We start from the raw sequence: 20861 nt of genomic DNA, 5'->3' as shown, positions 1-20861 counted from the left end.
CCCCGCGACTAGCGGCGTCTCACTCTTCGACCACCGACGCCGCCGGACTCCGTTCGACCGACCCCGGGCGCAGTGCGCTCGCGGCGAGCGGGAACAGGAGCACCGACAGCACGCCGGCGCCGACGAGGACCGCTGCCTGCGTGCCGGTCAAGACGTCTTGGCGGACACCGATGTCGGTGGCGACCGCGATGATCGGAAGGCCGGTGGCGCCGTAGAGCCCGGTGGCGATTCGCTCGCGGCGGCCGGCGCCCTCGGGTGCGGCGAGCATCGAGGGCAGCCCGCGGACCAGGAGCAGAGCCACCAGGACGACGGGGATCCAGGCGAAGGCGAGCGGATGATCGAGCAGCGACTGCAGATCGAACTTCACACCCGTGTAGACGAAGAAGATCGGGACGAGGAAGCCGAACGCGACGGCGTCGATCTTGGCCTCCACCGACCGCTGCGTCTGTTCGTCGGCATCTCGGATGAGGAGCTTCCAGACGATCCCCGCGGTGAATGCGCCCAGCAGCATGTCGATGCCGAGCTGGACGGTCAGGAAGATCATCACGGCCAGAATGGCCAGCACGGTGCGGACGGCGAACTGCGCCGACGTGTGCAGGGTCGATTCGACGAAGGCGTGCAGGCGGCGATGAGAGGTGCGGCGCGCCCGGATCACGGCGGCCGCCGCGATGACGCCGAAGACCAAGAGCACCACGCTCGCCGTACCGAACGAGCGGCCGCCGAGGAATAGCGAGATGGCGATGATCGGCCCGAACTCGCCCGCGGCGCCGATCGCTCCGACGGCGACGCCGAACGGTGTGGCGAGGTCACCGGAGTCGCGGAGGATCGGCAGCAGGGTTCCCAGAGCCGTCGACGCCAGACTGATCCCGATGATCACCGCGCCCAATCCGGGTGAGACAGCGAAGCCCGCCGCGATCCCGACCGCGATGCTGATCAGCCAGCCGAGCCAGGCGCGCCGAGCCGTGCGTCCGCGAACCGCCGACCGGGTGATCTCGGTTCCTGCGATGAAGAACAGCAGGTTGACACCGAAGTCGGAGAGCCGGCCGAACAGTTCCGATTCACCGACCCAGCCCAGCAGCGCGGGGCCGGCCACGATGCCGAGGCCGAGTTCGAAGACGACCACCGGAATCGCCGCCCATCGAGAGACCGATCTCGCCAGCAGCGGCGCTGCGAAGACCAGGAGGGGAACGACGAGCACGGTGGTCGCGGTGGGGCTCACCGGCTGATTCTAGAACGCGGTGACACGCGCCGGAGACGGTGCGGCGTCTGCGGTGGTCTCAGATGTGGACACCTTCGGTGTGGTTCCGTCGGCGGTACACGATGCTGGTCGCCAGGGAGGCGAGGATCAGCACCAGGCCGATGAGACCGGTCACCGTCTCGGGGACCTCGGTGCCGAGTGAGTACAGCAGAAGCAGCGCCAGCGCGCCGATCGCCCAGTGGGCGCCGTGTTCGAGGAAGACGTACTCAGTCAGGGTTCCCCGGTGAACGAGGTAGATCGTCAGCGACCGCACGAACATCGCGCCGATGAGGCCCAGACCCAGAGCGATGATGATCGGGTCCGCCGTGATGGCGAAGGCCCCGATCACGCCGTCGAACGAGAACGACGCGTCCAGCACCTCCAGATAGAGGAACAGGAAGAAGCCCGCGCGCCCCGTCGCCTTGGCGAGTGCGGTCGGGCCGTCCCCCGACTCGGTCTCGATGTGGAAGAGACGGCCGAGCCCGTTGACCACGATGTAGGTGATCACGCCGAGGACGCCGGCAACCATCACCGTCGACGTATCGTGATCCGGCGCGACGAGCGTGGCCGCCAGCACCAAGATCGTCAACGCCACCACCACCGGTGCCTCGCGGAGCCGGCCGATGCGCAGCAGGGGCCGCTCGATCCACGACAGCCAGGTGAGCTCCTTGTCCTCGAACAGGAACCCGAGGAACAGCATGAGGAGGAACATCCCGCCGAACGAGGCGATCTGCGGGTGCGCCGCGGTCACGATGCTCTCGTAGGTCGGCGAGCCGTCCGTCGGCGGGTTGAGCGCGAGGTGAAGCGCGTCGACCGGGTCGAGGCCCGCGGTGAGCCAGACGATCCCCAGCGGGAAGGCCAGGCGCATGCCGAACACGGCGATGATGACACCGATCGTGAGGAACATCCGCTGCCAGAAGTCGCTCATCCGCTGCAGGACCGTGGCATTGATGACGGCGTTGTCGAAGGAGAGCGAGACCTCCAGCACACCCAGGACCAGGGTGAGCAGTACGGCCGTCGAACCGCCGTACAGGAACGCGGCGACCAGCGCCGCGATCGAGACGACGAACGACATCCCGAAGATGCGAAGCGTCACGCGGGGATCCCAACCTTCATGACAGGCAACGGTACCCGGGCGAGGCGTCGCTGGCGCTTCCCGGAGGCGAGCCGGCCAGGCCGTGGGGAAACGGGAACTGACTGACAGTTCGAGTCAGGAGGCACTCATGAAACTTGCGGCACTCAGTCCAGCAATCGGGCTCGGACACGCGATGGCATGCATGGTAAGAAATTAATTGGCGGTGTCATACCGTCGTAGCAACACTGCAGGCCACGAGGGGTTGCGGGTAGCGCGGTAGGAGACCCTGGGTGGGGCTGGGACGGATGATGTTGACGGTGGCGGACCGGACGGAGATCGCGGTCGGACGGCGTGCGGGGATGACGGTCACGGCGATCGCCGAGCAGATCGGGCGCGACAAGTCGGTGGTGTCTCGCGAGATCAAACGCAATGCCACCAAGACGGGCGCGTATCAGGTGGTGCACGCCGACAAGCACGCCCGCGCACGGCGGGCCCGTCCGCAGACGAGGGCGATCGATGCTGACTCGGTGCTCGCCGACCGGGTACGGTCCGACCTGCGCAGGTCGCGGACGCCGCGCCAGATCGCGGGGAGGTTGAAGCTCGAGGCCCAAGACCCCACAGTGGATCCCATGACGGGTTCACCGAACGCGCAGGGCCGCCGCGTGTCACACGAGTCGATCTATCGGTGGATTTATGCTCTTCCGAAGGGAGAGTTGGCTGCTCAGGGCATCCTGTTGCAGTCCAAGCGCACCGCGCGTAAACCCCGCAAGTCAGTCGGTGAGCGGTCGGCGCGGATCGTGGGCATGGTCAGCATCGACGACCGCCCCGAGACCGCGGCCGATCGGCGGGTGCCGGGCTGGTGGGAAGGAGATCTGATCGTCGGGAAGGCCGGCCAGTCCGCGGCGGTGACCTTGGTCGAGCGCACCAGCCGGTACACGCTGATCCTGGGTCTGCCGGACGGGAAGAAAGCACCCGGCGTTGCTGATGTGCTGATCGATCACCTGCGAGGACTGCCGGAGTTCATGCGACAGGGCCTGACGTGGGATCAAGGCACCGAGATGGCCGAGCACGCCAGCGTCACCGTGGCCGCCGAGTTGCCGATCTACTTCGCTCATCCCCGCTCGCCATGGGAACGCCCGACGAATGAGAACACCAACGGCCTGATCCGCGAGTACCTGCCCAAGGGCACCGAAATCCCATCCGATCAGCTGTACCTCGAAGCGATCGCCCGCGAGCTCAACGAGCGGCCACGGCAGTGCCTGGGCTTCTACACTCCACGGGAAGTCTTCGAACGCCTACTGAAGGACAACGTTGCTTCCACGAGTTGACACCGCCATTGCTTTGGCCGACGCAATCTTCCGAGCTTTCAAAATATGCTTGTCTGACACCGAAGAAGGAGAATTGAGAATGGCTCAGTGCAACTGCAGTTGTGCATACTGCAAAGAGGCTAATGTGAACGACCGGAGCGTGCATCAGTGCAAGAACTTGCCGCGCTGTTCGGTTGCGTCCAAGAGCTGACGACCATGGCAGAGACTGGATCATCGTCGCGGTCAGGCGATTTCACGGAACCGCACAGATGCCGGAGTTGCAGCCGAGCTTTCTGGGGTAAGCGGTCGTGGAACCGGGTCACGGTGAACTGTCCGCACTGCGGCGCGGGGAACTGACGAATCGGAAGAATGGGCGGGTGTCGACCGAATGGTCTACACCCGCCCATTTTACCTGGCAGTTGGATTGAACGTCTGACCCCAGAAATGGGACACGCGGTTCGGTCCACCAGAAACGGTTACTCGCAATGGAGGGCGGTGTCATACCGTCGTAGCAACACTGCAGGCCACGAGGGGTTGCGGGTAGCGCGGTAGGAGACCCTGGGTGGGGCTGGGACGGATGATGTTGACGGTGGCGGACCGGACGGAGATCGCGGTCGGACGGCGTGCGGGGATGACGGTCACGGCGATCGCCGAGCAGATCGGGCGCGACAAGTCGGTGGTGTCTCGCGAGATCAAACGCAATGCCACCAAGACGGGCGCGTATCAGGTGGTGCACGCCGACAAGCACGCCCGCGCACGGCGGGCCCGTCCGCAGACGAGGGCGATCGATGCTGACTCGGTGCTCGCCGACCGGGTACGGTCCGACCTGCGCAGGTCGCGGACGCCGCGCCAGATCGCGGGGAGGTTGAAGCTCGAGGCCCAAGACCCCACAGTGGATCCCATGACGGGTTCACCGAACGCGCAGGGCCGCCGCGTGTCACACGAGTCGATCTATCGGTGGATTTATGCTCTTCCGAAGGGAGAGTTGGCTGCTCAGGGCATCCTGTTGCAGTCCAAGCGCACCGCGCGTAAACCCCGCAAGTCAGTCGGTGAGCGGTCGGCGCGGATCGTGGGCATGGTCAGCATCGACGACCGCCCCGAGACCGCGGCCGATCGGCGGGTGCCGGGCTGGTGGGAAGGAGATCTGATCGTCGGGAAGGCCGGCCAGTCCGCGGCGGTGACCTTGGTCGAGCGCACCAGCCGGTACACGCTGATCCTGGGTCTGCCGGACGGGAAGAAAGCACCCGGCGTTGCTGATGTGCTGATCGATCACCTGCGAGGACTGCCGGAGTTCATGCGACAGGGCCTGACGTGGGATCAAGGCACCGAGATGGCCGAGCACGCCAGCGTCACCGTGGCCGCCGAGTTGCCGATCTACTTCGCTCATCCCCGCTCGCCATGGGAACGCCCGACGAATGAGAACACCAACGGCCTGATCCGCGAGTACCTGCCCAAGGGCACCGAAATCCCATCCGATCAGCTGTACCTCGAAGCGATCGCCCGCGAGCTCAACGAGCGGCCACGGCAGTGCCTGGGCTTCTACACTCCACGGGAAGTCTTCGAACGCCTACTGAAGGACAACGTTGCTTCCACGAGTTGACACCGCCGACGACTGACACGGTCTGGGATGGCCGAATACCATCGACCGCGTATCTGATTTACCGGATTCTCCATGCGAACCGGAAGTCGTATCTCGAATTTGAGGAGAATTTCCTGATGGCAGTCAGTGTTGACTTCTATGCCGTGCTCGAGATCGCGCGCGATGCCGACGATGACACCATCAATGCGGCTTTGAAATCGAAACTGCGGTTGTGGCGCAAAGCGACGAACTCTCCGGACCTCAGTACTCGGCAGGAGGCGGAGACGTGGATGGCGCGGCTTCGTGAGGCCAGCGACACGCTGCTCGATCCGCAGCGCCGCGCGGCCTATGACCGCGAACTGCAGACCGCCGGCGTCGCGCAGCCGCAGACGCAGCAGGCGGCGGGCGAGGGCACGGACTGGGTGGCTCGGGCGCGGGAGGAGCTCGGCCGAGGCGATTACCACTCTGCGGCGTACTCGGCTCGCGAGGCCACTCACTCGATCGGCAACAGCGCGGAGTCGTGGGGTCTCCGCTCTCGCGCCAATGCCGGTCTGGGAAACCTTCAGGACGCTCTGTACGAGGCACGCCAGGCGACCACCATCGAGGCCAACAACCCGGAGTACCACTTCCAGCTGGGCATGATCTTCGAGAAGTTGGCGCAGTTCCAGGATGCGATCAACGCATACCAAGTGTCGATGCAGCTGGATCCTTCCGCGCCGCAGTACATGGTGGCGGTCGCCAACGTCATGTCCGACAACGGGCAGCTCGACGATGCGCTCGACTTCATCCGGCAGCACCTGCAGCGCTTCCAGGGCGCGCAGATCGTCTTCGACTACTACGCAACCCTCCTCGCACTCAAGGCGGAGAGCATCCCGCGATACAACGGGCGCGGTCAGTACATGATCACGTCGAAGTCCGAGATCGAGCAGATGCGACCGTTGATCGCCGAGGCGATGGCGCACAACCGAGATCCGGAGATGGCGAAGGAACTGGACAAGATCAGCCGCTTCCTCGATACCAGCGAGGAGCAGGTCTTCAGCGTCCCCGGCGACGGATGGGGTCAGAAGGCGCTGATCCTCGCCTCCCCGATCCTGTGCATCGTCATCGGCGCGATCATCGGCCTCACGGTGATCGGTGTGCTCCTCGCTGTCGCGGCCGGTGCGGGCATCTACTTCACCTGCTGGGTGCCGCGATACAAGGCCAACGACCGTGACGACCTGCGCAAGGGCTACCTGCAGGGATACATCGGCTGACCTGGCCGGCTGGGTACCGACTGCGACGAAAGGTTCATGGACATGGGTAGAGCCGTTGGAATCGACCTCGGGACGACGTACTCCGCGGTGGCAGCCATCGAGGCTGGGGCGCCGGAGGTGATCCGGAACGACGACGGCGACTACACGACGCCGTCGGTGCTGTACTTCGACGGCGAGGAGGTCTCCCTCGGCGTCTGCGCTGAGAACATGCGGGCGAAGGCGGAAGGCGATGTGGCGTCGCTCATAAAGCGCCAGATGGGCAACACCGACTTCGTCTTCGTTCCGGACAGCAACGACAACGAGTACCGCGCGGAGGACCTGTCCGCTCTGATCCTCACCAAGTTGGTCGCCAGCGCCGAGAACGTCCTGGGCGAGGAGATCACCGACGTGGTCATCACGGTGCCCGCGTACTTCGAGGACGAACACCGCAACGCGACGCGGACGGCCGCGGAGATCGCCGGCCTCACCGTGCTGCAGTTGATCAACGAGCCGACCGCAGCGGCTCTGAGCTTCGGAGTCGGTTCGGGATTCTCCGGAACCCTCCTCGTCTACGACCTCGGCGGCGGCACTTTCGACGTCACGGTGCTGCGCTGCCAGAACAATGACTTCACCGTCCTGGCCTCGCTCGGCGACCGCAACCTCGGTGGTTTCGACTTCAACAACGCCCTGTTCGGTGTGGTGAACGAGAAGTTCAAGGAGCAGACCGGTCAGCCGATTCCCACCGACCAGTATCTGCAGGTCATGGATGCCGTCGAAGACACCAAGCGCCGGTTGTCGCAGGCGGAGAAGGCGACCGTCTTCATCTCGGCCCTGGGTCAGAACGTGAAAGTTCAGGTGACACGGCAGGAGTTCGAGTCGGCGGCGTCGTTCCTGCTCAAGACGACGGAGTTCCTGGTCGACGAATCGGTCGAGACGGCGGGGGTCTCGTACTCGGCGATCGACAAGGTCCTTCTGGTCGGCGGATCCACTCGTATGCCGATGGTCCAGAATCTGGTGGAACGGTTGACCGGTCAGACTCCGGACAAGTCGGTCCACCCGGATCAGGCGGTGGCGCTCGGTGCGGCGATCGTCGCCGACAAGGTGTCGGCGGACAGGGCCGGAGCGGCGCCGGACATGCCGGCCGGTGGCAGCATCGACTTCTCAGATGTCATCTCGCAAGGTGTCGGGGTGCTGGCGCTCAACGCCGCCTCACAGCTTGCCTACACCCAGTTGATCCCGCCGCAGACGTCCATTCCGGCTCAGGCGGAGCATGATTTCGGCCTACCCGTCGAGAATCAGCAGGAGATCAGGCTGCAGATCGTGTCGCATGACGTCGACGGGGTGCTTGAAGCGCAGGTCAAGAGTCTCGGTGAGAGCATGCTGAAGGTTCCGCCGGGCCGTGCAGCGGGCAGTGGCGTGCGGGTGATCTTCTCGGCGGACATCGACGGGATCATTCACGTCCAGGTCATCGATCTGACCGAAGGGATCAACCTCGGCGAGATGGAAGTGAAGCGTCCCGGCGAGATGGATCCCAAGCGGATGGCGCAAGCGCGCGAGTTGGTCGCGTCCGCGCAGTTCACATGATCGGAGAACCGGTGGATCAGACGCTCGCCGATGTCTCGAAGCGGCTCGACGACCTCACGGAGCTCTTCCGGAGACGGCTCCTCAACGACAACCGTGGCCAGGAGTTGCTCGGGGAGCTGCGGGCCAAGTCGGCGCTCGACGAGACCCTGCTGGTAGGGCGAGTGCTCCGGCCCGTCGCCACCCGGCTGATGAATGTCATCGACCGTGTCGACAACTGGGACGGTGAGGCGGACCCGCTCGCAGAGTCCGTTCGAGACGAGGTGATCCAGATCCTGGAGGACTTCGGGGTCGAGCAGATCGGCGTCGACGGAGATGTCGACCCGCGGAGACATCGCATCGAGTCGGTCGTTGTCGCCGACGCCCCCGAAGGCGCTATCACCGGACGCACCGTCCGCGGTTTCGAACTGGACGGTCGCGTGCTGCGCCCGGCGGGCGTGGTCGTGGCCGCGGGACCGAGGGCTCCTGGACAGAACGGCGCGGCGGATGACTAGTGGCGGTACCGGCCGTGACGATCAGCAGGACGCTCGTCGCCGCCTCACCGACGCGATGGCCGCGACGATGGCCGAGGCCGGCGGCCTCACAGCCGAAGCCTGCAGGCTCCTCGGGGAGATCGACATCGCGCTGTCGATCACGCGGACAACGCTCGACGACGAGCTGGCGGCGCAGCGACGGCGACTCCGGCGCGAGAAGGAAGAGGCGGAGGCGAAGCTGCAGGCTGATGCCGTGCGGCGGACACGGGCTGTTGGGGCGGCGCTGCGCGCCGCAGCCGAGGAACTCGCGCCCGGTGCGGCCGGTGCCGGATGGGCTGCGCGGGCGCTGAGCGTGCCGCAGCCGGCGCGGGCGGTACCGTCGGCAGTCCGGGTCGGCACCCTCCCGGGTGGTGCGCCGGCGCTTCTTCCGTTGATCGGCGTCTCGGGGTGGGTCGTCGGTGGCAGCGGTGCCGAGCAGTTGATCGCGGACACCGTGCTCAGACTGGCGCTGTCGGCGCCGCCGGAGTCCCTGCGGGTCTCGGTGTTCGATCCCAGGCTCCGTGGGATCCTCGGCTTCACGTCGTTGTTCCGCGACACCGATCCGATCGGGTACCCGCCCGCGATCCAGACCGAGGACGGGTTGCGGAGGCTGTTGTCCGGGCTCATCGACAGAATCGGCCGGGCTGCGGAGACGATGAGCACGGCGGGTGCGGCCGATCATCGGGACCTGCCGCTGTCGCAGGCGGGGCGTCTCGAACTCGCGGTCCTGCTCGACGCACCGAGCGGAGTCACCGAGACCGCCGCTGACGATCTCAATAGGATCGTCGAATCGGCGGCCGGGCGCGGCGTGTTTCTGCTGATCGCGAGCCCGGGGTACGTCGATGGCCCGATCCGCGTGGGTGATCGGGCACAGGTCGACGTCGACCGCGGGCTGGTCCGGGTCGACGCGGCCGGCGAGATCCGGTCGGATTCGTTCGCGGCCGTGCCCGGATTGACGGTTCGGGCTGATCCGTCGCCCACCCCAGCGGCGCGGAACAACTTGATCCACGCGAGGGCCGAAGCGATCGAGGCCGCGGCGCAGGGGACGATGACCTTGGAGGCGGTCCTCGCCGAGATCGATGCCGGATGGTCCGATCGCGGCGACGACGGGCTATCGGGCATCTTCGCGAGAATGCCCGGCGGACTCGGCGGCCTGGAACTCCGGAGTGCGAATCCGCCCGCGCCGAACGCGCTCATCGGCGGCGCCGTCGGCACGGGAAAGTCGAACCTGCTGCTCTGCTTGATCTATGGTCTCGCGAGCCGGTACTCGCCGCGGGACGTTCGTTTTCACCTGTTGGATTTCAAAGAGGGCGTCGAGTTCGCGCGGCTCGCACCGACCGGCGACGAGACCTGGTTGCCGCACGTCGACTCCCTCGGCCTGGAGAGCGATCGAGCGTACGGAGTGGCAGTTTTGGAGCATCTCGCCTCCGAGTTCGACCGCAGGGCGGACGCTTTCAAGTCCGCGAGCGCGTCTTCGCTCGCGGACTATCGGGCGCTGACAGGTCGGGACATGCCGCGGCTGGTGTTGGTGGCCGACGAGTTTCAGGTGCTCTTCGAACCGGACGATGATGTCGCGCAACGAGCGGTGCAGCTGATCGAACACCTCGCTCGGAAGGGCCGCGCCTACGGGGTCCACCTGGTGCTCGCATCGCAGACGTTGTCTGGTATCCAAGCGCTCGCGCTCAAGCGTGACGCCATCTTCGGTCAGTTCCACAACCGGATCTCGCTGCGGAACACCGAACACGAGTCGGAGACGATCCTCGGCGCGGGGAACCTCGCCGCGGGAGATCTGCACGGGCGTGGTCAGGCGGTGTTCAACGATGATCTCGGACATCTGGCGGCCAATCGGATCGGTTCGGTGGTGTGGGCCGATCCCGCCTACCTGGACCGGCTGCAGACGGAACTGTTCAGCCGGGCGATGGCGGATGGCTTCACTCCCCGGCGTCCCAGCACCTTCGTGAGTTCCGCCTACGCCGAGTGATCCCAGCTGACGATCGAGATATCGCCACGGTCGGAGTCCCGATCAGCGTCGGTGGAACCGCGCAGGGATTCTCGCTGAAGCGCGGCCGACTCGGCAACGTCGCGCTGATCGGCGACGACCTCGACCGCACCAGGGCGGTGCTGTCGTCGATCCACGCATCCATTCGCGCGTCCGATCTCGCCTCCGCGCAGTGGACCGTCATCGACAGCTCGGGCGTTGGGCTCGATGACGTCGGTCCGTGGGCGAACGAAGCGGGAATCCAGCGGATCTCAGCGGAAGAGGCGGATAGCTTCCTGCGTACCCTGACAGCGCGGACGGCGGTGCCGAGCAGCCGCATCGAGCGGGTGATCATCCTCGACGACCCCGACGACATCGCGTCGCTGGTCGATTCAGACGAATACCCGCGTCCGATCGAGGCGGTGGAGCGCTTCATCAAGCGATCGATTGCCTGCGGCATGCTCTTCGTGATCAGGTTCCGCTCGATGAGCTCATACGACGCGAGGACGGCGGGCGAACTTCGCGACGGCTTCCGGACGATCGTCCTGACCGAACCGGGATCGCAGACCGACCTGCTGGCGCCGGGCACCGGGCGCATGGACTTCAGCGGACCGCGCGTCGTCGTCGTCGACAGGAGCAGCGGTCGGCAGGATCTGTTGGTTCCGTTCGATCCGGCTGCGTTGCCGCAGAACGGTATCGAGAAGACGGAGGTGAGCATCCCGATATGACGGACACGGCATGGGACCGGTATCTGGGGGCGGTGAACGATCTCGCGGCGATCGACGGAGAGCTGATCGACGAGCGGCGGAGGTCGGATCACCTCTTCCAGGAACGGGAACGGAACGTGGCGGTGGAGGCTGCAGACCGCGAACAGTGCCTTGCCGGGCTCGACGGGCGGCGCGACGCACTGTCCGAGCAGCTGGATGCGGCGGCGCGGACGATCGGGCTCGATCGGGTGCCGGCCGCGGCCGTTCCACAGCAGGCCAGACACGCGCACGTGGTGCTGGCCGACCTCGAACTCGTCGTCGGCCGCCTCCAGAAGCACGCGTCGGTCGTGGAGGGGTACGAGCGCGCGAAGAAGCGAATCGCGCGAGACGAGGCCGACCGGGCGGTGCGACGTGAAGAACTCACGGCGAAACAGGCCGAGCGCGAGCGAAAGCTCGCCGAGGCACGGGAACGTGCGGTCGACGAGCGTAGACGGCACGAGCCGACCCGCGTGGCGAAGCCGGTGGCCACCGATCCGCTGCCCGCACCGCCGGCACCGAGCCGTACGGGTGCGATCGTGGCGGGCGCGGTCGGGACGCTCATCGTTCTCATCATCGTGCTGGTCCTGATTCTTTAGAGACAATGGAGGCTTCATGAGTGAAGTACAGGCTGAACGACAGGCGGTCATGCAGGCGGTTTCGACGTTGCAGCAGTTAGAACGGCTGATTCGCAGCCAGCACGGGGAAGTCCGGAACCTGTCGAGCGAGGTCCGCAGGGTCGCCGGTTCGACCTCGACCAAGGCCGACGACCGGATGGTCAATGCTCTGCAGGCCAGTTCGGTGAGCCTGGATGCATTGCAGCAGCGCATCGCCGCTGCGATGCGGCAGGCCGAAGACATCGCCAGGAGGCTCTGAGGTCGAAACACGAGGAACTCACCCGCCAGGTGAAACAGCTGGCACGGAAGTCGGAGGACGCGAATCGGCAGGCCGCCGGTCTGAAGCAGTCCCTGAACCGCAACATCAGACAGGTTCAGGCGGTCCTCGGCCGCGGCGGTTCTGGGCCGATCGGACAACTCTCGTACGCGCTCGATCAGGCGAACCAGGACATCGACAGGCTGTCAGTGAACCTGCACAACACCAAGAAGGCCGCCGAAGAGTTTGCGCGGCACCTCGAATCGCTGAACTGAGGGGCGAGATTCACGTCGCGAAGCCATCTCCGCACGCCGCGGATCCGGGATCCTGTCCGCTCCTTCACGATCGCCGCAGTCCAGACCGGACAAGTCCGCGCAGGTCGCACATAGACCCCAGAGGAAGGAATCGAACACCGTCACCGTAGTACCCGACGGCCCGGAAGACGACGAAGGCCCGGCACTCCGAGGGGGAGTGCCGGGCCTTCGATTCGTCAGTACCGACGTCCTACTCGGCGCCGATGATGAACGCCTCGAGCTGCGCGCGCGCCTTGTCGTCGGCGATCTGCTCGGGCGGGCTCTTCATCAGGTAGGCCGAGGCCGGGAGGATCGGGCCGCCGAGGCCGCGGTCCTTGGCGATCTTGGCGGCGCGGACGGCGTCGATGATGATGCCTGCCGAGTTGGGGGAGTCCCAGACCTCGAGCTTGTACTCCAGGTTCAGCGGCACGTCGCCGAAGGCGCGGCCTTCGAGGCGGACGTAGGCCCACTTGCGGTCGTCGAGCCACTGGACGTAGTCCGACGGGCCGATGTGCACGTTCTTGTCGTAGACCTTGCCGGCGAGCGGGCCGTCGAGGATCGAGGTGACGGCCTGCGTCTTGCTGACCTTCTTCGACTCCAGACGCTCACGCTCGAGCATGTTCTTGAAGTCCATGTTGCCGCCGACGTTCAGCTGGTAGGTGCGGTCGAGCTCCACACCGCGATCCTCGAACAGCTTCGCCATGACGCGGTGGGTGATGGTCGCGCCGACCTGGCTCTTGATGTCGTCGCCGACGATCGGGACGCCCGCGGCGCGGAACTTCTCGGCCCACTCGGGGTCGGAGGCGATGAACACGGGCAGGGCGTTGACGAAGGCCACGCCGGCGTCGATGGCGCACTGAGCGTAGAACTTGTCGGCCTGCTCGGAACCGACCGGCAGGTAGCTGACCAGGACGTCGACGTCGTTGTCCTTGAGGGCCTTCACGATGTCGACGCCTTCGCCGTCGGCCTCGGTGATGGTCTCGCGGTAGTACTTGCCGAGACCGTCGAGGGTGTGGCCGCGCTGGACGGTCACGTTCAACGGCGGGACGTCGGCGATCTTGATGGTGTTGTTCTCGCTGTTGACGATCGCCTCGGAGAGGTCGAAGCCGACCTTCTTGGCGTCGACGTCGAAAGCGGCGACGAACTCGACGTCACGGACGTGGTAATCGCCGAACTTGACGTGCATCAGACCGGGGACGGTCGCGTTCTCATCGGCGTCGCGGTAGTACTGAACGCCCTGAACCAAGGATGAGGCGCAGTTACCCACGCCAACGATGGCCACGCGCACTTTGTTGGTTTCACCCATGGTCGGGATCTCCTTCTTGTTGCAGCGGTACGGCGGAATGCTGTGCCGCCGAGTTCTTTCCTACTTCGTCCTGCGTCGTCGTCTCCGACGACGAGGAACGAAAATCCGGGGTGCCGACAGACCCGGAGGCCTCGTCGGCGATCAATTTGTTGAGCCACTGGACCTCGCGCTCGGAGGTCTCCAGGCTGAGCTCGTGCATCTGGCGCGTGTAGTGATCGTTCGAGCGCGTCGCACGGCCGAGCAGATCGCGCAGACCCTCGCGGCGTTCCTCGACCTGCCTGCGGCGGCCCTCGAGGATGCGCATGCGAGCCACCGCGGGCGTCCTGCTGAAGAAGGCCAGGTGCACACCGAAGCCGTCGTCGGTGTAGTTCTGCGGGCCGGTGTCCGCGACCAACTCGGTGAAGCGCGACTCGCCCGCCGGAGTGAGCCGGTACACGCGGCGTGCCCGGCGGACCTTGGTTCCCGTGGAGGTCTCGGGCTCGTCTTCGGCGATCAGCCCGTCGGCCTGCATGCGGCGCAGGGTCGGATACAGCGAGCCGTACGAGAACGCGCGGAACGCGCCGAGCAGCCCGGTGAGCCGCTTGCGCAGTTCGTACCCGTGCATGGGCGATTCGAGCAGCAGGCCGAGAATCGCCATTTCGAGCATGACTCGGCCCCCTTTCGATGCGTTATCGCGCCTTGATGCAGCATCTAATGTATCGCATCGATATAACTCGCAGTGAAGTTGCGAGTACGGCAGCGGCTTGATCTGCATCACAGGGCAGTCGTGGCGGGCTCGCGTCTAGGCTTGGGAACGTGCACCGGCAGATCGTGGACTACGCACTCGCGCGACGCGAGTGCCTAGCGCGTGTGCGGACGGGCCGCACGGCTCTGTCCCAGGTGTGCGACGCCGACCCCTACCTCTTGCGGGCGGCCAAGTTCCACGGAAAGCCGACCGACGAGGTCTGTCCCGTGTGCCGGAAAGAGCAGGTCACGGTGGTGTCCTGGGTGTTCGGAGAGCACCTCGGACACATCCACGGCTCGGCTCGTTCGGCGGGCGAGATCGAGGCCCTCGACGGGAGCGCCGGCGCCTTCACGGTTCACGTCGTCGAAGTCTGCCGAACCTGCCGGTGGAACTATCTCGTGCAGTCGTACGTTGCCGGATTGCCCGAGGGCGCCGGTCGACGGCGTCGCCGGGTCGCCAAGTGATGTGACCGGAGTTGGCGCAGCCGCAGCCATACGTCACAGTTGAGAGTGTTAGTTTCGTCCGCGCAACAGCGCAGAGAAGTGGGTGAGCGATGACCAGCGGTAAAGGTGCTGCGACGTCGGAGAAATCGACGGCGGTGAAGGCCACGGCGTGGACGCTGGGCATTCTTGCCGGAGCAGTGCCGCTGGTCGCCGTCTTCCTGGTGGTGGCCTTCCTGTTCACCTACTTGACGGTGGACGTGCCGTCGCCGGGCGACATCAAGCAGAACCAGGTCGCCACCATCACCGACAGCAAGGGCGGGACGATCGCCAAGATCGTGCCACCCGAGGGCAACCGGACCGACGTCAAGTACGAGGACATCCCGCAGTCCATGGTCGACGCGGTGAAGGCCGCCGAGGACCGAGACTTCGACTCGAACGCTGGTTTCTCGACCTCCGGCTTCACCCGGGCCGTGCTGGGCAAGGCCTTCGGCAAGTCCGGTGCGGGCGGCGGCTCCACCATCACCCAGCAGTACGTGAAGAACGCGATCGTCGGTGACGAGGTCAGCTACAAGCGCAAGTTCAAAGAACTCGCGATCGCCACCAAGATGTCCCGCCAGTGGTCCAAGGAAGAGATCATGGCGGCGTATCTGAACACCATCTACTTCGGCCGCGGCGCCTACGGCGTCGACGCCGCCGCGCGCGCGTACTTCAACAAGCCGCTCAAGAAACTCACCCCGTCGGAGTCGGCGCTGCTCGCGGGCATCATCCGCGGTCCGTCGATCTACGATCCCGCGGTGAACCCGGATCTGGCGGTCAGCCGCTGGAACTACGTGCTCGACGGCATGGTCTCGATCGGCGCACTCAGCAAGTCTGACCGCGACGCGCAGAAGTTCCCGAAGGTCGCGAAGGTCAAGGACCAGACGGCCGAGGCCAACGAAGGACCCAACGGCCTGATCAAGCGGCAGGTGCTGGCCGAACTCGAGAAGCTCGGCATCACCGAGCAGCAGGTGCAGACCTCCGGTCTGAAGATCACCACCTCGATCGATCCGAAGGTGCAGAAGGCGCTGGTCTCCGCCGCGCGCAACAAGCTCGACGGCGAGCCGAAGAACCTGCGCACCGCGTCGGTGTCCATCGATCCCGCGACCGGCGGCATCCAGGGCTACTACGGCGGCGAGGACGGACAGGGCTGGGACTACGCCTCGGCCGGCCTGCAGACCGGTTCGATCTTCAAGGTCTTCGCGCTGGTCGCGGCCCTGGAGCAGGACATCCCGCTCTCGAAGTACTACAGCTCGGCGCCGTACGAGGCGCCCGGCGGCCTGGTGGTCCAGAACTCCGACGGCGAGAGCTGCGGCAGCTGCAACCTGGCCACCGCGCTGAAGATGTCGCTGAACACCGTCTACTACCGGCTCATGATGGACCTGAACGGTCAGGCCGACGCGGTCGCCGACACGGCGCACCGGCTCGGCATCGCCGAGAGCTTCGGCGACATCCAGCACACCCTGCAGGAGAAGAACGGCCACAGTGAAGGCGGCGTGGTCCTGGGCCAGTACCCGTCCCGCGTGCTCGACATGGCCTCGGCCTACGCGACGCTCGCCGCGTCGGGCATCCACCGCGACCCGTTCTTCGTCCAGAAGGTCGAGACCTCGACCGGCGACGTGCTCTTCGAACGCCAGAAGGACAAGGGCAAGCGCGTGGTCTCGGAGGCCGTCGCGGACAACGTGACCTCGGCGATGATGCCGATCGCGGCCTACTCCAACGGCAACTCGCTGTACGACTCGACCTACGGGCCGCGGCCGTCGGCGGCCAAGACCGGTACCGCCCAGCTCGGCGACACGGGATACAACAAGGACGCGTGGATGGCCGGCTACACGCCGCAGCTGTCGACGGCCACCTGGGTCGGCACGGACAAGGGCGCGCCGCTGCGCAACTACTCCGGATCGTCGATCTACGGCAGCGGACTGCCCGCTCAGATCTGGAAGGCCTCGATGGACGCCGCCCTGGAGGGCGAGCCGATCGAGCAGTTCCCGACCCCCGAGGCGGTCGGCGGACAGGCGGGCGTCCCGTATGAGCCGCCGCCCACCACCTACACCCCGACCGAGACTCAGACCACCCGCGAGCGTCCTCGACTTCCGCGTCTGCCCGGGCAGAACGAGAACGGCGACGTGGTGATCGCTCCGGGCGTCACGATCCCGATCGGCGGCGGTGACGATGAGTCGCCCACCCAGGAGCCGGGCACCGGCGGTGACGACGGAACCGGAACAGGTCCGGGCAACGGAACCGGCAACGGCAACGGGACCGCGAACAACAATCGCGGCCGCAATCCGACCGATCAGCAACTCGCTCCAGCAGCACCGGTGCCCGCGACGTAGTGACGCAGCAGCCGACGTGGGACTCGCCGGAACCGCTCGCAGATGATCTGCGGGTGGAGACCGAGCGTGTGGTGCCGTCGTGGTCGAGCCCCCAGTTGGCGGCGGCCAGCGACTCGATCGGCGGGCCTGTCGGACTGCACGCCGCCGTCGGTCGCAGTCGGACCTGGACGCCGGTGCGGGTGGTCCTCCTGCTCGCCCTGGTGGGGCTGTCGATCAGCTGGTTCGGCAAAGCCGGCTGCATCCAGCAGGCGCCCGTCCGGGACGCACCCGGTCAGGTGCGTCTGAACTGGGACAACCAGCGGCAGTTCGTCGGCCTGTGCTACTCCGATCTGGTCGCGTCGTACGAGCAGGACAAGCTGACTCCCGCCGACCTGGCCAAGGGCGCCTTCCCGTACCGCACCCACTGGACGCAGAGCGACGGCGACGGCGCCCAGACCAAGGCTTATCTCGCCGAGCCGGCGCTGACTGGGCTGTTCATGTACGTCAGCGCCCAGGCCGCGCGGGGCTGGGGCCTGTTGGCCGACACCCTGGGGCTGCCGAAGACGCTCGACGTGGTGAACTACTTCAACATCAGCGCTGTGCTGCTGTCGCTGTTCTGGCTGCTCGCGGTGTGGGCCACGATGATGACCGACCGCCGCCGACTGTGGCTCGGCGCGCTGATGGCGCTCTCGCCCCTGCTGTTCTTCCACGCCTTCACCTCGACCGACGTCATCGCCATCGCGATGGTCGCCGTGGCGATGCTGTGCTGGACGCGCGGCCGCCCCGGCTGTACGGGTGTCTTCGCCGGCCTCGGCGCGGCCGCGGCGGTGTATCCGCTTCTGCTTCTGCCCGCGATCGCGGTCCTGTGCGTCCGGCAGCGAGAGCTCCGCAGGCTGGCGGTCGTCGTCGGAGCGGCGGCGGCGAGTTGGCTGGCGATCAATCTGCCGCTGATGATCCTGTACCCGACGGGATGGAGCCAGGCTTTCCGTGTCTGGCGCGACCGCGGCGTGGAACCGGACACCCTGTACCGCCTGATATCGATGGCGACCGGATGGAACCCGTCGACGGCCCTGCTCAACGGCATCGTCCTGCTGCTGCTGATCGCCGTGGTCGCCGCCGTCGCATACATCGGGCTGCGCGCGAGCGGCGAACCGACCCTGGCGCAGCTGATGTTCCTGCTGGTGGCCGGCTTCCTGCTGTTCGGAAAGGAATGGACACCGCAGTCGTCGCTGTGGCTGGTCCCGCTCGCCGTGCTGGCGGTCCCGTACCCGAGCGCGGTGCTGGCGTGGATGACCTTCGACGCGCTCGTCTGGATTCCGCGGATGGGCCTGTTCCTGGACCCGAGCCGCAAATGGCTTCCGCCGGACGTCTTCTACGCCGTCAACACGCTTCGCGGTGCGGTTCTGGTCGGCTTGTGCGCGGTGGTCGTGTGGCAGCTGCTCCGCGTCGACGACGACGAACCCTCATCGTCCCGGCTGATGCGTTCGCCGGTCGCAGGCGAAGCCGCGACCGGGTCACCGAGCGTCTGATCGAGCTCCGAGCCGCGCCGCGAGCAGATCCCGCGAGGCCGGCCAGTCGTCGTCGACGATCGCGAACTGGGCGGTGGTCCGCCATCCGCCGCGGAATCGGCGGTGCTTTCCCAGCTCGCCCTCCGGAACCGCGCCGAGTCTGGTGATCGCGGCGCGCGAACGGGCGTTCTCGGCGTGGGTGTGCCACACGATCCGCACCGCGTCGCACACGGTGAACGCGTACTCGCAGAGCAGGAGTTTGGCCGCCGGATTGACCGCGGTTCCCATCGCCGCGGGGCCGTAATAGGTGTAGCCGATCGCGAGGGACCGGTTCGCGGAGTCGACGTCGTAGAAGCTCGTGGTGCCGACGAGCCGTCCCTGCGCGTCGAGGACGGCGAACGGTATGCGCCGCGGATCCGAGAGCGCCGCGGTGATCCAGGCCGCGGCAGCTGCCGTGTCGCGCGGCAGGTCGCCGGTCCATTTGTACAGTTCGGGATCGCCGGCAACCCTGCCGAGCGCTTCGGCGTCCGCGGGCACGAGCGGTCGAAGGGTCACGTGCCGGTTGGCCAGCGTCGGCGCGCCGAGCCAGCTGCGGGCGCCGGCCGCATCGGCGACGGCGAGTCGGGTGAGCGGTCCCTTCGGCGGCACACCGCCGGTCAGATACGAGGCGAGCGGCTCGCGGGGCCGGGCTCTGACGAACACGAAGATGAGCGCCACGAGCAGGACGGCGTGGGTCCAGACGCCGAAGTTGACTCCGGCGAGGACCCAGGCGCGTGTGGTCGCCGAGTAGTTCATCAGGAGGTGGAAGATCGTCAGATCGAGGGCCGCGTCGGCCACCAGGTACAGCGCGATCAGCCACCAGCGGACCCGCTGCAGCACGAAGAACGGGAGGATCCAGAGGGTGTACTGCGGCGAGTGAACCTTGTGGAAGACCATGAATCCGGCGAGCATCGCGGCGCTGACGCCCAGCCACGGGAACACGCCGTCGCGCCGATAGACGCGCCACCCGAGCCAGCAGGCGAGGGCGAACGAGCCGATGATCAGCAGGGGTGACGCGACGTCGACGATGCTGTTGTAGGTCGAGGTCTCACCGCCGGTCAGGAAACGCAGCCCCCAGTACCAGATCGAGTTGGTGGAGAGATTCGCCTCGCGCTTGCTCTGGAAGTCGATTGCGGCCTTCCATCCCTCGTAGCCGGCGATCATGAACGGGACCTGCGTCACCGCGACCGTCACCACGGCCGACAGCGCCACATAGGCCGCACCGGCCCAGTCGAGCCCCCGCGGCCTGCGATCGGTCTTCTCTCCACGGGTGAGGACGTAGAGCATCAACGGCAGAACGAAGAGTCCGGGATAGATCTTCAGGGAGAACCCCACCCCGAGCGGGATCGCCGCCACGATCGCTGTGGTCCGCACCGACCAGCGTCGCAGGCCGGTCGCGGGATCCGCGGAGCCGCCCCAGGCCATGACGGCCACACCGGCTACCGCGGCGCAGACCACCGGGAGTTCCCAGTTGTGCAGGGCGTAGAGCATCAGCGGCGGGGTCGCGGCCCAGAGCAGCACCCACCAGCGCGTCATCAGCGCCAGGAGGATCGTCGTGATGAAGGCGAAGGGCAACAGAATGACGAGGCTGTGCCAGAGGAACTCGCGGTCGGTGTGGGCGCCGAGCGAACTGAACCACATGATCAGTCCCGACAGCACCGGGTACTCGACGACGCCGCCGAACAGTTCGCCGCTCGGCGTGATCCCGCCGTGGATGTACGGGAAGACGTGGTCGGCCAGGCCGCGGCCGTGCCACATCGTCATCAGATCCGAGTAGCAGGGGACGACGTCGTACGGGCTGCCGTAGAGCCATTCGCGTTTGGCGCCCGACGTCGGGGTGGTGCAGCGCACCTTCGTCGCATAAGAGGCCGCGGCCGACGCGGCGGTGAACAGCATCGCGGTCACGAGGATCACGGCGGTCTCACCGAAGTGAAGCCGCTTGGCGGCGAAGGCATTGCGGGCCGATGGCATGCGATGAGCCTAGTGCAGCCCGGTGACGTCCGCCGGTGCGGCCCGGCGGTGATTTCGCAGGTCAGTCCGCTCTCATGTATCTTTGACAGGTTGCCGACGCAGGCGACCCTCC

General features: G+C 66.5%; 18 protein-coding genes. 13 read left to right on the top strand and 5 right to left on the bottom strand.

Annotated elements, in window-relative coordinates; genetic code table 11:
* Positions 1–19 precede the first annotated feature (19 nt).
* Both ACK8HH_RS18390 and ACK8HH_RS18385 read right to left on the bottom strand, forming a co-directional pair.
* A complete protein-coding gene (locus ACK8HH_RS18390; RefSeq protein WP_412475441.1) occupies positions 20–1219 on the bottom strand; it encodes a cation:proton antiporter in 1200 nt (399 codons plus the stop codon).
* A gap of 58 nt (positions 1220–1277) precedes the next feature.
* Positions 1278–2333 carry a DUF475 domain-containing protein gene (locus tag ACK8HH_RS18385; RefSeq protein ID WP_346074762.1) on the bottom strand — a complete coding sequence of 352 codons (1056 nt, stop codon included), beginning with the start codon at positions 2331–2333 and terminating at the stop codon, positions 1278–1280.
* A gap of 284 nt (positions 2334–2617) precedes the next feature.
* Between ACK8HH_RS18385 and ACK8HH_RS18380 the strand changes: the two genes are divergently transcribed.
* The 10 genes from ACK8HH_RS18380 to ACK8HH_RS18335 all read left to right on the top strand — a co-directional run bounded on the left by ACK8HH_RS18380 (position 2618) and on the right by ACK8HH_RS18335 (position 12392).
* Entirely contained in the window at positions 2618–3640 is a 1023-nt protein-coding gene (locus ACK8HH_RS18380; protein WP_412475205.1) for an IS30 family transposase, read from the top strand.
* 556 nt (positions 3641–4196) lie between these two features.
* Positions 4197–5219, top strand: a complete 1023-nt coding sequence (locus tag ACK8HH_RS18375; RefSeq protein ID WP_412475205.1) for an IS30 family transposase — start codon at positions 4197–4199, stop codon at positions 5217–5219.
* A 116-nt stretch (positions 5220–5335) separates the two neighbouring features.
* Positions 5336–6451, top strand: coding sequence for a DnaJ domain-containing protein (locus ACK8HH_RS18370; RefSeq protein ID WP_006896713.1), 1116 nt, complete (start codon positions 5336–5338; stop codon positions 6449–6451).
* Positions 6452–6493: 42 nt separating this feature from the next.
* Positions 6494–8014, top strand: a complete 1521-nt coding sequence (locus ACK8HH_RS18365) for an Hsp70 family protein (RefSeq protein WP_039867584.1) — start codon at positions 6494–6496, stop codon at positions 8012–8014.
* Between the two features lie 11 nt (positions 8015–8025).
* Entirely contained in the window at positions 8026–8505 is a 480-nt protein-coding gene (locus ACK8HH_RS18360; RefSeq protein ID WP_006896711.1) for a nucleotide exchange factor GrpE, read from the top strand.
* A complete protein-coding gene (locus tag ACK8HH_RS18355) occupies positions 8498–10504 on the top strand; it encodes an FtsK/SpoIIIE domain-containing protein (protein ID WP_412475440.1) in 2007 nt (668 codons plus the stop codon). The genes ACK8HH_RS18360 and ACK8HH_RS18355 overlap by 8 nt, the downstream gene beginning before the upstream one ends.
* On the top strand, positions 10501–11229 hold the full coding sequence (locus tag ACK8HH_RS18350) for a hypothetical protein (RefSeq protein ID WP_412475439.1): 729 nt from the start codon (positions 10501–10503) through the stop codon (positions 11227–11229). The genes ACK8HH_RS18355 and ACK8HH_RS18350 overlap by 4 nt, the downstream gene beginning before the upstream one ends.
* On the top strand, positions 11226–11843 hold the full coding sequence (locus ACK8HH_RS18345; protein ID WP_412475438.1) for a hypothetical protein: 618 nt from the start codon (positions 11226–11228) through the stop codon (positions 11841–11843). Before ACK8HH_RS18350 ends, ACK8HH_RS18345 begins: the two co-directional genes overlap by 4 nt.
* Before the next feature lie 16 nt (positions 11844–11859).
* Positions 11860–12120 carry a hypothetical protein gene (locus tag ACK8HH_RS18340; protein WP_006896708.1) on the top strand — a complete coding sequence of 87 codons (261 nt, stop codon included), beginning with the start codon at positions 11860–11862 and terminating at the stop codon, positions 12118–12120.
* A gap of 29 nt (positions 12121–12149) precedes the next feature.
* Positions 12150–12392, top strand: coding sequence for a hypothetical protein (locus ACK8HH_RS18335; RefSeq protein WP_412475437.1), 243 nt, complete (start codon positions 12150–12152; stop codon positions 12390–12392).
* Positions 12393–12621: 229 nt separating this feature from the next.
* Here the strand turns inward: ACK8HH_RS18335 and ACK8HH_RS18330 are convergent, their stop codons facing one another.
* Together ACK8HH_RS18330 and ACK8HH_RS18325 are read right to left on the bottom strand one after the other, a co-directional pair.
* The gene (locus ACK8HH_RS18330) at positions 12622–13716 is read right to left on the bottom strand and encodes an inositol-3-phosphate synthase (RefSeq protein ID WP_006896706.1); all 1095 of its coding nucleotides are present in this window, start codon (positions 13714–13716) and stop codon (positions 12622–12624) included.
* Entirely contained in the window at positions 13709–14362 is a 654-nt protein-coding gene (locus ACK8HH_RS18325; RefSeq protein WP_006896705.1) for a PadR family transcriptional regulator, read from the bottom strand. Before ACK8HH_RS18325 ends, ACK8HH_RS18330 begins: the two co-directional genes overlap by 8 nt.
* 149 nt (positions 14363–14511) lie before the next feature.
* Here ACK8HH_RS18325 and ACK8HH_RS18320 point away from each other — a divergent pair, with 149 nt between their 5' ends.
* The 3 genes from ACK8HH_RS18320 (at position 14512) to ACK8HH_RS18310 (ending at position 18760) form a co-directional block, all read left to right on the top strand.
* Positions 14512–14904, top strand: a complete 393-nt coding sequence (locus ACK8HH_RS18320; RefSeq protein ID WP_006896704.1) for a DUF5318 family protein — start codon at positions 14512–14514, stop codon at positions 14902–14904.
* 89 nt (positions 14905–14993) lie between these two features.
* A complete protein-coding gene (locus ACK8HH_RS18315; protein WP_006896703.1) occupies positions 14994–17252 on the top strand; it encodes a transglycosylase domain-containing protein in 2259 nt (752 codons plus the stop codon).
* On the top strand, positions 17252–18760 hold the full coding sequence (locus ACK8HH_RS18310; protein WP_006896702.1) for a glycosyltransferase family 87 protein: 1509 nt from the start codon (positions 17252–17254) through the stop codon (positions 18758–18760). Before ACK8HH_RS18315 ends, ACK8HH_RS18310 begins: the two co-directional genes overlap by 1 nt.
* On the opposite strand, the gene ACK8HH_RS18305 is transcribed toward ACK8HH_RS18310, so the two are convergent.
* Positions 18746–20749, bottom strand: coding sequence for a GNAT family N-acetyltransferase (locus ACK8HH_RS18305; protein WP_006896701.1), 2004 nt, complete (start codon positions 20747–20749; stop codon positions 18746–18748). The two genes, ACK8HH_RS18310 and ACK8HH_RS18305, sit on opposite strands and share 15 nt — an antisense overlap.
* Between the last annotated feature and the right edge of the window lie 112 nt (positions 20750–20861).

This window comes from Gordonia sp. LUNF6, from assembly GCF_047041125.1.
Taxonomy (GTDB): domain Bacteria; phylum Actinomycetota; class Actinomycetes; order Mycobacteriales; family Mycobacteriaceae; genus Gordonia; species Gordonia sihwensis.
The sequence above is the reverse complement of the archived record's forward strand: the minus strand, read 5'-3'. Positions and strand labels throughout refer to the sequence as shown.